This is a genomic window from Isoptericola sp. BMS4 (assembly GCF_011634835.1).
GTDB lineage: Bacteria > Actinomycetota > Actinomycetes > Actinomycetales > Cellulomonadaceae > Isoptericola.
On the sequence record NZ_SIRP01000001.1, the window covers coordinates 4308516 to 4320065 of the forward strand.

The 11550-nt window shown below is 73.0% G+C and carries 11 protein-coding genes; 9 read left to right on the forward strand and 2 right to left on the reverse strand.

What is annotated here, in order from left to right:
* The first annotated feature begins 25 nt into the window (after nt 1–25).
* The 5 genes from EYB28_RS19390 to EYB28_RS19410 are packed head-to-tail and all read left to right on the forward strand — an operon-like array spanning nt 26 to nt 3654.
* Nucleotides 26–1270: a hypothetical protein gene (locus EYB28_RS19390; RefSeq protein ID WP_166851393.1), complete on the forward strand. Its 1245-nt coding sequence runs from the start codon at nt 26–28 to the stop codon at nt 1268–1270.
* Nucleotides 1267–1851, forward strand: a complete 585-nt coding sequence (locus tag EYB28_RS19395) for a hypothetical protein (protein ID WP_166851396.1) — start codon at nt 1267–1269, stop codon at nt 1849–1851. The genes EYB28_RS19390 and EYB28_RS19395 overlap by 4 nt, the downstream gene beginning before the upstream one ends.
* A complete protein-coding gene (locus tag EYB28_RS19400; RefSeq protein WP_166851398.1) occupies nt 1848–2516 on the forward strand; it encodes a hypothetical protein in 669 nt (222 codons plus the stop codon). Before EYB28_RS19395 ends, EYB28_RS19400 begins: the two co-directional genes overlap by 4 nt.
* On the forward strand, nt 2513–3079 hold the full coding sequence (locus tag EYB28_RS19405; RefSeq protein ID WP_166851402.1) for a hypothetical protein: 567 nt from the start codon (nt 2513–2515) through the stop codon (nt 3077–3079). The genes EYB28_RS19400 and EYB28_RS19405 overlap by 4 nt, the downstream gene beginning before the upstream one ends.
* Nucleotides 3076–3654: a hypothetical protein gene (locus EYB28_RS19410; protein ID WP_166851405.1), complete on the forward strand. Its 579-nt coding sequence runs from the start codon at nt 3076–3078 to the stop codon at nt 3652–3654. Before EYB28_RS19405 ends, EYB28_RS19410 begins: the two co-directional genes overlap by 4 nt.
* 9 nt (nt 3655–3663) lie before the next feature.
* On the opposite strand, the gene EYB28_RS19415 is transcribed toward EYB28_RS19410, so the two are convergent.
* Nucleotides 3664–4455 (reverse strand): hypothetical protein, encoded by a 792-nt coding sequence (locus EYB28_RS19415; protein WP_166851408.1) that lies wholly within the window; start codon nt 4453–4455, stop codon nt 3664–3666.
* 207 nt (nt 4456–4662) lie between these two features.
* On the opposite strand from EYB28_RS19415, the gene EYB28_RS19420 reads away from it, so the two are divergent.
* From EYB28_RS19420 to EYB28_RS20185, 4 genes are all read left to right on the forward strand, one after another.
* Nucleotides 4663–6477, forward strand: coding sequence for a thiamine pyrophosphate-requiring protein (locus EYB28_RS19420; RefSeq protein WP_166851411.1), 1815 nt, complete (start codon nt 4663–4665; stop codon nt 6475–6477).
* The gene (locus tag EYB28_RS19425) at nt 6464–9568 is read left to right on the forward strand and encodes an FAD-binding and (Fe-S)-binding domain-containing protein (RefSeq protein WP_240930666.1); all 3105 of its coding nucleotides are present in this window, start codon (nt 6464–6466) and stop codon (nt 9566–9568) included. The genes EYB28_RS19420 and EYB28_RS19425 overlap by 14 nt, the downstream gene beginning before the upstream one ends.
* On the forward strand, nt 9565–10674 hold the full coding sequence (locus tag EYB28_RS19430) for an enolase C-terminal domain-like protein (RefSeq protein WP_166851414.1): 1110 nt from the start codon (nt 9565–9567) through the stop codon (nt 10672–10674). Before EYB28_RS19425 ends, EYB28_RS19430 begins: the two co-directional genes overlap by 4 nt.
* Before the next feature lie 124 nt (nt 10675–10798).
* Nucleotides 10799–11245 carry an HU family DNA-binding protein gene (locus EYB28_RS20185; RefSeq protein WP_205710965.1) on the forward strand — a complete coding sequence of 149 codons (447 nt, stop codon included), beginning with the start codon at nt 10799–10801 and terminating at the stop codon, nt 11243–11245.
* Nucleotides 11246–11265: 20 nt separating this feature from the next.
* Here the strand turns inward: EYB28_RS20185 and EYB28_RS19440 are convergent.
* Nucleotides 11266–11550: dihydrofolate reductase family protein (locus EYB28_RS19440; protein WP_205710966.1), on the reverse strand; the 285-nt coding region annotated here is incomplete at its 5' end.

Below are 11550 nucleotides of genomic sequence, written 5' to 3' on the forward strand. Positions count from 1 at the left end.
CGAGTCCGAGGCGATGACGGAGCTCGTGGGCCAGGCCGACGAGGTGCTCCCCCGGCTCGCGCAGATCCAGGACCGCTACGAGACGGCCGGGTCGGCCCTCGCCACGTTCGCCGAGGTCCTCGACTGGGCGCAGTCGGACGTGTCGTCGGCGATCGAAGTCCGGGAGTCCACGTCCGGCACGATCGCGACCTACGACGCCCAGATCAGCGAGACCCAGCACTCGATGCAGTGGGCACCGGCCGACCAGATCGAGGAGTACCGCGACGAGCTCGTGCGCCTTGAGAACGCGGTGGAGCCGATGACCACCTCGCTGCTCCAGGCGCAGTCCTCGTACGACCAGGCGCTCACCGCCGTCCACGAGGCCGGCGACGCCGCCGAGCGGCGCATCACCGAGGCGGTCGACGCCGACGGCCTCTCCGACTCGGCATGGGACAGCTTCAAGAGCTGGGTCACCGACAACATGGGCTGGATCAAGGTGCTCAAGGACGCCTTGTCGATCATCGCGACGGCCCTCGGCGTGCTCTCCATCTTCTTCCCCCTGCTACTCCCCTTCGCCGCGGCCTTCGCCCTTGCCACCCTCGTCACGAGCAGCACGTTGGCGGCCACGGGGAATGGATCGTGGCTCGACGTCGGGCTCGACTTCGTGGCTCTCGCGACGCTCGGCGTCGGCTCTGTCCTGGGCTCCGGTGTCAAGATCGGCGTCCGGGCCCTCAAGGCCACGCGTGCGTCCCGTCTCGCATGGAGGACAGCCAAGCAGCCCGGCATCCTCAAGGCACTGTCGCGGCCGGCACGGGCCGTCCGGCAGTTCGGTTCCGCGTCCGCCCGGGTCGGTGACGACCTCGCCCGGGCACTCCCGGAGGGGATGGTGCTGAGGAACGGCGCCGAGCTCGCAGGTCGTCCGGTCTACCGCAGCCTCGAGGACGTCTGGAAGGTGTTCCGCGGTGGCGGGACAGACGGCGCGGCTTTTGCCTCGATCGCGAAGCATGCTCGGCTCGGCAGCGGGGGAATGATCGACGACGCCATCCTTTACGGGGGCCAGTCCATGCGAGACATGGCGTTCACCAACAACATCATCGGCGTCGCCGACGCCGCGGTCAGCTGGCACGACGACTTCATCAACGGCGGCATTCTCGGAATCACTCCTGATATGCGAGAGGTTCCCGGCCAGGTCGGCCGCGCCCTCGGCCAGTACAGCGACTGGTGGAGCGAGGTTGACGGGGGAACATTCGACGTCGTCGGTAACTGGGATCCGGCAGGGAGATCGTCATGACATTCGAGTCGGTGTCTCGAGCATGGAAGCGAGTCGGCAAGTTGATGTTCATCGTCGCGCTCTGCTTCTGCGCCGAGATGTTGATCTACGTCGTCCAGATGTTCGTCGTGCTCGGAATCGGAAGGGAGAACTACGGATCATTTGGCCCCTTCGCCACGGCATGGCGTTGGCTCGCCTGGGGCCCTGTGCTCGTCTACGTGGCTGCAGTGGTTTTGTGCTTCCCGCTGCCCCGACTTCGGCGGCGCGACATGCAGCGGTTGCCCAGCGATAGATCTCAGGTTCCCCCCATGGGGAGAGGGATGCTGCTCTTCTTCGGTGGTCTCCTTTTTCTCAGCGTGTGGGGACACGCGGCCTCGCTGTTGCCCGAAGGGGCTCCCATCCCTGGGTCGACCGTTTGGGTCGTCTACGTCATGCTGATCGCCATCGGTGCGCTCATCTTGCGCATCATCTTGGGCACCCTGCGGCTTCTCCCCCGCTCCTGGCGTGTCCCACCGGCGCAGGCACCGAACGACGGCGTGATCGACCTGCCGGACCAGAGGTTCGCGCCCGCGCGGCCCACGAACACGGACGGTCCTCGATGACCTCCGTCCCTGGGAGCACCTCTCGGAGCGGCGCGAGCACCCCGGGGTACGCGCTCGTCCTGCCGCCCGGGTTCGTCCTCATCCCGGCGCAGGGCGACGTCGAGGCCGACGTCCGGGAGGTGGTCCGGCGTCACTACCGCGACCGGCTCGACGACCGGAACCGGGGGCAGGTGCGCCGCCTGGAGCGGTCGCTGGTCGCGACGGTCGACTCCGCGCGCGACCGTGGCGTCGTCGATGTGGTGCTGCCACTCGGCGTCCCGTGGCGTGCCCCGGTGTCCCTGGCCCTCGCGTTCGCCCCGGCCGGCCAGGGTGGTGCGCCGGCGGCCGGCCCCGGTTCGACGACGGTCCGCACCCGGGCGGGCGAGGCCCGCCGGGAGATCGTCGAGCACGACGACGGTTCCCCGCAGGCGCCGGACGTCGAGCTGCCGGGCGAGTCCCCCGGGGGCGCGCTACGCACCGTGCACCACGTCTGGGACCCGCCGTCGACCGACGTCCAGGCGCTGGTGGGCACGTTCACGGTCTCCGGGTCGGCGGACCCGGAGCTGGCACCCCTCGTCGACCAGCTGACCGAGCTCGGCGACACCATGATGGCCTCGCTGCGCTGGCGCGACGCCCCACCGAACAGCACCGACCCCCACGATGCCGATCCGGAGGAAACTCGATGACTCTCCGCGTGGACTTCGACACCGACCGCTGGGTCTACGTCCCCCGCGACTTCCCGTGGAACGGCTATGAGACGGCGGACGAGTGGGTCGCGACGGTCTCGCGGCTCGCATCCGAGGCGTTCGAGTACGGGGAGGATGCCACGGACCAGCTCGAGCACTTCCTGCGCCAGCTCCTCGCCTACCCGCGCATGACCCCGGACATCCACCGGTTCGCCCTGCTCGGCGCACCCGACGGGTCGCTCGAGATGGTGCAGGTCCTGGAGACCCCCACCGACGGCGACACCGACATGGACCGGCTGCTCGGACTGCCCGACCCCGCCATGACCCGCGATCCCGAGATCACCTCCGTCACCGGTGGCCTCGGCGAGGGCCGTCGCGCGGTCCGCCACACCCGTGCCGACGACCTGGGCGGCGACATCGTGGTGTCGGTCAACTGGGCCTGGCGCACCGGCGGCAGCGACGTGGTCGTCATGTACGGCACGTCCAACCTGGTGCTCCTCGACACGGTGCTGCCGGTCCTCGATCAGTTCGCCGCGTCGATCAGCCTGGCGGATGCGGCATGATGGCACCCACGGAGCCCGGCCCCGCGCTCGATACCGACGGGTTCCGCGCTCGCCAGCGCCGGGTCCTCGACGGGCTCACCTTCTTCACCGGCATGGCGCTCGCCGGGTGGCTTCTGCCGGTGGTCTACCTGCTGTTCGCCGCCGGGTTCCACACGTTCCAGGGCGGGACGCCACGCACGCTCGGCCTCGCGGTCGTGCCCTGGATCAGCGTCCTGCTGTACGGGGCGCTCGTCGCCCATGCGGCGATCGTTCCCCTGCGACCGCGCCGTCGTCCAGGGACTCTTCCCTTCGACGACGGCCAGGTCGTCGCGAGCTTCGGCGGGCACCTCGTCATCACCGTCGCAGGGCTCGGCCACAGCGTCCTGTGGGCCGCGGTCGTGCTGCTGTACGTCGGAACCGGCGACGCCTGGTCGGCGGTCGGCTGGGCGTCCGTCGCCGCGCTCGGCGTGCTGACGCTCGTCAGCGCCGGGCGATGGCAGGGGGACCGGAGCGCTCTCGTTCCGCACACCTGGCGGACCCACCCGGACGACGCCTTCGCCGCGCTCACCGACGACGCCGGGTCCCGGCCGGGCTGAGCGCCGACGTCAGCGGGCGGAGACGCCGTCCTTGCCGCTGGCGCCCGTCGTCCGAGTCGTCGCCGGGACCACGATCTGGTAGGTCCCTGCCTTCGAGCTCTTCACCCGCGTCGCGACCTTGCCCCCGGCACCCGTGGTGACGTGCTTGACGGTGCGCCACGTCTTCGGACCGGTCGGGTTGAATCGGATCGTGACGCGCACGCCCTTCTTGCCCTTCCACGTGCCGGTGTCCGACCAGGAGGACGTCCAGACGTTCTCCTTCACCGTCCCGCGGATCCGCACGTAGGCGCGCGAGCCGGCCTTGCGGTAGGCGTTCTCGCCCACGACCGTGCGCTTGTTGCGCAGGTAGACGGTGGTGAGGTGGTCCTTCGACGGGTACAGCCACGACCCGCTCACCTCCGGAGCGAGCTGGGCGCCGACGGCGAGTCGCTGCGGGACCAGATGGTCGTACTTGCGGAAGGTGAGCGTGACCTTCTTGGTCTTCGCGACCGTGTTCGTGAAGTCCGCGTACGTGTACTGCCAGGGTCCGTTGATGGACTCCGCCGTCGCCCATCCCGCGTCACCGGCCCACCAGCCCGTGAAGCGACCGCCGTCCGGGAACGACAGCGTCGCCGTCACCGGGATCTTGGTGTAGCCGTCGCGCTGGATGGTGACGTACTTCGGCGTCGTCACGGTCATCGTGGCGGATCGGTCGCCGTCGCTGTCCGACGTCGACCCGCTGCCGGCGACGGCGGGTGCAGCGACGACACCGACGGTGAGGACGGCGGCGAGGGCGGACGCCACGAACGATCGTTTCTTCATGTCTCCTCCGAGGAGTCCTGCCCGGGTCGGCTCCCGCACAGTAGCCCCGCGCGAGCCGCATCCGGGCCGCCGCCGGTCGACTTCACCCCGCGGCCCGCCGTCTTCACCCGCGGGCTGCGCGGCGCGAGCCCCGCGGTGTCGAGCGGAGCGCATCCGGTGTAGGGGTGGAGGTACCGCAGAGTCACGCACCGGAAGCGAGGCACGCCCATGAGCACGACCGTCAGCGACTTCGTCATCGACCGCCTCATCGAGTGGGACCTGCACACCTGGTACGGGTTCCCCGGCGACGGCATCGGGGGCTTCGACGGCGCCCTGGAGCGCGCCGAGTCCGACGGCAAGGACTTCCGCTACCTGCGCCCCACCCACGAGGAGGTGGCCGCCTTCATGGCGACTGCCCACGCCAAGTTCACCGGGGAGGTCGGCGTCTGCGTCGCCACGTCCGGGCCGGGCGCGATCCACCTGCTCAACGGCCTGTACGACGCGAAGATGGACCACCAGCCGGTGGTCGCCGTCGTGGGCCAGCAGGGCCGCGTCGCGCTGGGCAGCGACGGGCAGCAGGTGCTGAACCTCGAGCGGGCGTTCGACGACGTCGCCGGGTACGTGCAGACCGTCAACACCCCCATGCAGGCGCAGCTCGTCGTGGACCGGGCCGTCCGGGTCGCGCACGCCGAGCGCTGCCCCGTCGCCGTGGTCCTGCCGGCCGACGTGCAGGACCTGGAGATGGAGGTGCCCGCCGTCGAGCACTGGGTGTCGCGCACCGGCGTCGGCCACTCCTCGACCGCGCTGACGCCCCCGGAGGACGAGCTCCGGCGGGCCGCCGAGGTGCTCAACGCCGGGTCGAAGGTCGCCATGCTCGTCGGCGAGGGCGCCCGCGGCGCCACCGACGAGGTGCTCGAGGTGGCGGACCGGCTCGGCGCCGGCATCACGACCGCGCTGCTCGGCAAGGACGTGGTGCCCGGGGACGTGCCGCACCATGTGCAGCAGCTCGGCCTGCTGGGCTCGAAGCCCGCCTACGACATGATGCAGGACTGCGACACCCTGCTCGTCGCCGGGAGCAACTACCCCTACTCGGAGTTCCTGCCCGCCACGGGGCAGGCCCGCGGCGTGCAGATCGACCTCGTCCCCCGCAACCTCAGCCTGCGGTACCCGATGGAGGTCAACCTCGCGGGCGACGCGCGCGCCACCCTCGCGGCACTGCTGCCGTACCTCGCGCACCACGACGACCGCACCTGGCAGGAGGGCGTCGTCGAGGGCATGCGCGTCTGGGACGACGTCATCGAGAAGCAGGCCCTGGCGGAGGCGGACCCGGTCAACCCGCGCCTGGTGTACCACCGCCTCAACGAGCGCCTGCCGCGGAACTGCATCGTCACGGCCGACGCCGGCTCGACGGCGGACTGGTACGGCCACCACCTCCGGCTCGGGCGCGACATGCGCGGGAACCTGTCCGGCATGCTCGCGTCGATGCTGGCCGCCATGCCGTACGCGCTGTCGGCCAAGTTCGCGTACTCCGACCGGCCGGTGGTGTGCACCATCGGGGACGGCGCGTTCCAGATGCTCGGCATGAACGAGCTGCTCACCGTGAAGCGGCACTGGCAGGAGTGGACCGACCCGCGGTTCGTCGTGCTGGTGCTGCACAACGACGACCTGACGCAGGTCTCCTGGGAGATGCGCGAGGCCGGCGACCCCCGGTACGACACCTCGCAGCTCCTGGAGGACATGGACTACGCGGGGTACGCCGAGCTGCTCGGTCTGCGCGGCATCCGCGTCGACCGTCCGGAGCAGGTGGGCGACGCCTGGGACCAGGCGTTCGCCGCCGACCGGCCCGTCGTGCTCGACGTGCACACCGACCCGAACGTGCCGCCGCTGCCGGCGCACGTGTCGCGGGAGGAGGCGACGGCGTTCCTCGAGACGCTCGCCAAGGGCGACCCGGCCCAGGGGTCGGTGATCCGGAACTCCGCGCGGGCGGTCGCGGCCCAGCTGTTCGCGCAGGCCAAGCACGCCCTCGGCCGTGGCGACTCCTGAGGTGGGCGGCCGGACGAGCGTGGCGCTCCCCGACCCGGTGCGCCGCACGGGGCCCGACCTGGCCGGGCTCGACCTGCGCGAGCTCGAGCGGGCGCTGACCGACGCGGTGGACGGCGAGGTGCGCTTCGACGCGGGCTCGCGCGGGACGTACGCGACCGACGCGTCGAACTACCGCCAGGTCCCGCTCGGGGTGGTGGTCCCGCGGACGGTCGACGACGGCGCGGCGGCGGTCGCGGTCTGCGCGGCCCGCGGCGTCCCCGTCGTCTCCCGGGGCGGCGGGACCAGCCTGGCCGGCCAGTCCTGCAACGTGGCCGTGGTCCTGGACTGGTCGAAGTACTGCCACCGGGTGACGTCCGTGGACCCCGGGGCGCGCACCGTCGTCGTCGAGCCGGGCGTGGTGCTCGACGACCTGAACGCCCGGCTGGCCGAGCACGGGCTGATGTACGGGCCGCGGCCGTCCACCCACAGCCGCTGCACGCTCGGGGGCATGCTGGGCAACAACTCGTGCGGTGCCACCGCGCAGGCGTTCGGCAAGACCGTCGACAACGTGGTCCGCCTGGAGGTGCTCACCTACGACGGCCTGCGGACCTGGGTGGGGCCGACGTCCGAGGACGAGCTGGCGGAGATCCTTGCCGCCGGGGGGCGGCGTGCGGAGATCTACGCCGGGCTGCGGGACCTCGTCGCCGAGTACGGGGACGACGTGCGCGCCCGTTTCCCGGACATCCCGCGCCGCGTCTCCGGCTACGACCTGGACTCGCTGCTGCCCGAGCACGGCTTCGACGTGGCCCGCGCCCTCGTCGGGTCGGAGGGCACCCTCGTGACGATCCTGCGGGCGGAGCTCTCGCTCGTGCCCGTCGTGCCGGAGCGGGCCTTCGTCGTGCTCGGCTACCCGACGATCGTCGACGCCGCCCGGGACGTGCCGCGCGTCGCGGCGCACGCCCCGGTGGTCCTGGAGGGCATGGACGAGCGCCTCGTGCACTTCGAGCGGGAGAAGGCGCTGAACGCGTCCGCGCTGCACCTGCTGCCGGAGGGCGAGGGCTGGCTGCTCGTCGAGTTCGGGGGCACGGACACCGACGAGGCCGACCGGCGCGCGAAGGCCCTGCTCGACGACGTGTGCGCCGACGGCCGCCAGGACGCCCCGACCGCCCGGGTGTTCGAGGACGAGGCGCACCAGGACGAGATCTGGCAGGTGCGCGAGTCGGGTCTGGGGGCCACCTCCCGCGTGCCCGACATGGACGACACGTGGCCGGGGTGGGAGGACTCGGCCGTGCCGCCGGAGCGCCTCGGCGACTACCTGGCCGACCTCGGTGAGCTCCTCGACGAGTACGGCTACGGCAAGGCCTCGCGCTACGGGCACTTCGGGGAGGGCTGCCTGCACCTGCGGGTGCCGTTCGACCTCGTCCGCGCCGAGGGGGTGGCCGACTTCCGCGAGTTCGTCGGCCGCGCCGCCCGCCTGGTGGCCGGCTACGGCGGGTCGCTGTCCGGCGAGCACGGCGACGGGCAGGCCCGGGGAGAGCTGCTGCCGGTGATGTTCGGCGACCGGGTCGTCGAGGCCTTCCGCACCCTCAAGCGGATCTTCGACCCCGACGCCCGGATGAACCCCGGGAAGGTCGTGGACCCGCACGGCGTCACGGAGGACCTGCGCCTGGGCGCCGACTTCGCGCCCACGCTCCCCGGGCGGCTCGGCTTCGCCTACCCGGACGACGGTGGCGGGTTCGACCGGGCCGTGCTGCGCTGCGTCGGCGTGGGCTCCTGCCGCAGCCACGAGGGCGGTGTGATGTGCCCGTCGTACCGGGCCACGGGCGAGGAGGAGCACTCCACCCGGGGTCGCTCCCGCCTGCTGTTCGAGATGATGACCAACCACCCCGACAGCCCGGTCCAGGACGGCTGGCGCTCCACCGAGGTGCGCGACGCGCTCGACCTGTGCCTGGCGTGCAAGGGCTGCAAGAGCGACTGCCCGGTCGACGTCGACATGGCCACCTACAAGGCGGAGTTCCTGCACCAGCACTACCGGGGGCGGCTCCGTCCTCCGGCCCACTACGCGATGGGCTGGCTCCCCGTGTGGGCGCGCCTGGCCGCCGTCGCCCCGCGGGCGGTCAACGCGGCGGCCCACGCCGGGCCGCTGACCCGCCTGGGCCAACGGCTGGCCGGCGTTGAGCCCGACCGTCCCGTGCCCTACTTCGCCGGCGAGCGCTTCAGCGACGCCTTCGCCCGCGCCCCGCGCCGCGCCGATGCTCCGGGCCCGCCGGGCCGGCACGGCGACGTGGTGCTGTTCCCCGACACGTTCACCAACTCGCTGCACCCGCACGTCGCCGAGGCGGCGGTCGAGGTGCTCGAGGACGCGGGGTACCGCGTGCGCGTGCCGCCGCGGACCGTGTGCTGCGGGCTGACGTGGATCTCCACGGGCCAGCTCGGCGTCGCGAAGCGCGCGCTGCGGCGCGCCGCCGCCCACCTCGCCCCGGCCGTCCGCGCCGGCGTCCCCGTGGTGGGGCTGGAGCCGAGCTGCACGGCCGTGCTGCGCTCGGACGCTCCGGAGCTGCTCCCCCACGACCACGACGTGGCGCGCCTGCGCGACGCGACGCGCACGCTCGCCGAGCTGCTCGAGGACACCCCGGGGTGGGAGCCGCCGGACGTGGGCCGCCAGGCCGTGCGCCAGCCGCACTGCCACCAGCACGCGGTCCTCGGCTCCGGCGCCGACGACGCGCTCCTGGAGCGCGCCGGGGTGGAGACGTCGACCGTCGAGGGCTGCTGCGGCCTCGCCGGGAACTTCGGTTTCGAGCGCGGCCACCTCGACGTGTCGCTCGCCTGCGCGGAGCACGACCTGCTGCCCGCCGTGCGCGACGCGGACGATCGGACCGTGGTGCTCGCCGACGGCTTCAGCTGCCGCACCCAGCTCGAGCAGTCCGACGTCGGGCGCGAGGGCGTGCACCTGGCCGAGCTGCTGGCGGCGGGCCTGCGCGGGGAGGCCCTGGGAGCACGGCCGGAGCGGCAGGTCGCCCGCCGCCCCGGCCGCCCGCAGGCGGTGCGTCACCTGGACCGGCACGCCGCACCGCCCCGGCGGGAGCCGTCGACGGCGGGGTGGCCGGCATGACGCGGCCGGAGGCCCGGCTGGACGGCCTCGACGTCGTCGTCTGCCGGGTGCCCACCGAGGCGCCCGAGGCGGACGGCACCCTCTCCTGGGACGCGACGACGGTGGTGCTGGTGCAGGCCCGCAGCGGGTCGACGACCGGGCTGGGCTGGACGTACGCGGACGCCTCCGCCGCCGGCGTCGTCACCGGGACGCTCGCGGACGAGGTCGTGGGCCGCGACGCCCTCGACGTGCCCGGCGCGCACGAGGCGATGAGCCGGGCGGTGCGCAACGCCGGGCGCCCGGGCGTGTGCGCGTGCGCGATCTCCGCCGTGGACGTCGCGCTGTGGGACCTCAAGGCGCGGCTGCTCGACGTCTCTCTCGCAGGCCTGCTGGGGCGTGTCCGCGAGTCCGTCCCCGTCTACGGCAGCGGCGGGTTCACCACCCAGGACGAGGCCACGACCCGGCGTCAGGTCGAGGCGTGGCTGGGCGAGGACGGCGTCGGGGCGGTGAAGCTGAAGATCGGCGAGTCGTGGGGCACGCGGGTGGCGCGCGACCTGGAGCGCGTCGCCCTGGTGCGCGACGTCGTCGGCGCCGACGTCGACGTGTTCGTCGACGCCAACGGGGCCTACGGCGTCGGGCAGGCGCGGCGGGTCACGCGGGCGCTGGACGAGCACGCGGTGACGTGGTTCGAGGAGCCCGTCACCTCCGACGACCTGCCGGGCCTGGCCCGCGTGCGGGACGCGTCGCGGGCCGACGTGACGGCGGGCGAGTACGGCTGGACCCTCGGCTACTTCGAGCGCATGCTCGCGGCGGGGGCCGTCGACTGCCTGCAGGCGGACGTCACGCGGTGCGGCGGCTACACCACCTGGCTGGGTGTCGCGTCGCTCGCCCGCGCGCACCACACCGACGTGTCGGCGCACTGCGCGCCGCAGCTCTCCGCGCACGTGGCGTGCGCCGTGCCGAACGCCCGCCACCTGGAGTGGTTCGCCGACCACGTGCGCGTGGACGCGCTGCTCCTGGACGGCACGCTGCGGCCCACCGGGGGACGCGTCCGCCCGGACCCGGACCGGGCCGGGCACGGACTCTCGCTCGACCCGGCGGGCGTGGCGCGGTACCGCGTCGCGTGACCGGCGATCGCGCCGCCCCCGGCGGTTCTGCCCACGGAATCCGGCCGTCCCCGCTTGAATGGCCAGGGACGACACGGCCGTGGTGCCGCCCCGGCCGTCAGCGTGGACGACACCGGAGGTGCGCATGAACAAGGCAGAGCTCGTGCAGGCCGTGGCCGACCGGACGGGCACCAGCCCGGCGGAGGCGCGCAGGCACGTGGACGCGGTGCTCGAGGAGATCGTGACCGGGGTCGCCGACGGCGAACGGGTCTCCCTGATCGGCTTCGGCACCTTCGACAGCGCTGCCCGGGCAGCCCGCACGGCACGGAACCCGCGCACGGGCGCGGTGGTGGACGTCCCCGCCGCCACGGTTCCCCGGTTCCGCGTCGGCGCGTCGTTCAAGGCCCGGGTGGCGGGCGGTGACGGCGTCGCACGCGCGGCCGCGGTGGGCGCGTCGGAGGCCGCCGTGCCGGCGCCCGCGAAGGGCGGCAAGGACGACGCCAAGAAGTCCGGGAAGAAGAGCGAGAAGAAGAGCGGGAAGAAGGACGGCAAGAAGGGTGGCAAGGGGAAGAAGGGCGGCAAGAAGAAGTAGCCCGCCCGCACCGCGCCCTGTCAGCGCCGCCAGAACAGGTGGTGCGTCACCCCGCTCGGGCTGGGGACGACGTCGTGGTGGAACCGCTCGTCCAGCTCGTCGGGCGACTCCCACAGCCGCGATCCGCCCCCGATCTCCAGGGGCACGACGGCGACGTGCAGCGTGTCGACGAGATCGGCGTCGAGGAACTCCCCGACGACGGTCGCCCCGCCCCCGAGGCGGACGTCCTTCCCTCCGGCGGCATCGCGTGCCTGCTCCAGGACGGTGGCCGGGTCGGCGTCGACGAAGTGGAACGTGGTGTCCGA

What these genes read in the sequence shown, in the direction of transcription:
- EYB28_RS19395 (WP_166851396.1), top strand. Translation starts at nt 1,267, where the DNA reads ATGACATTCGAGTCGGTGTCTCGAGCATGGAAGCGAGTCGGCAAGTTG.
- EYB28_RS19400 (WP_166851398.1), top strand. Translation starts at nt 1,848, where the DNA reads ATGACCTCCGTCCCTGGGAGCACCTCTCGGAGCGGCGCGAGCACCCCG.
- EYB28_RS19405 (WP_166851402.1), top strand. Translation starts at nt 2,513, where the DNA reads ATGACTCTCCGCGTGGACTTCGACACCGACCGCTGGGTCTACGTCCCC.
- EYB28_RS19410 (WP_166851405.1), top strand. Translation starts at nt 3,076, where the DNA reads ATGATGGCACCCACGGAGCCCGGCCCCGCGCTCGATACCGACGGGTTC.
- EYB28_RS19415 (WP_166851408.1), bottom strand. Translation starts at nt 4,455, where the DNA reads ATGAAGAAACGATCGTTCGTGGCGTCCGCCCTCGCCGCCGTCCTCACC.
- EYB28_RS19420 (WP_166851411.1), top strand. Translation starts at nt 4,663, where the DNA reads ATGAGCACGACCGTCAGCGACTTCGTCATCGACCGCCTCATCGAGTGG.
- EYB28_RS19430 (WP_166851414.1), top strand. Translation starts at nt 9,565, where the DNA reads ATGACGCGGCCGGAGGCCCGGCTGGACGGCCTCGACGTCGTCGTCTGC.
- EYB28_RS20185 (WP_205710965.1), top strand. Translation starts at nt 10,799, where the DNA reads ATGAACAAGGCAGAGCTCGTGCAGGCCGTGGCCGACCGGACGGGCACC.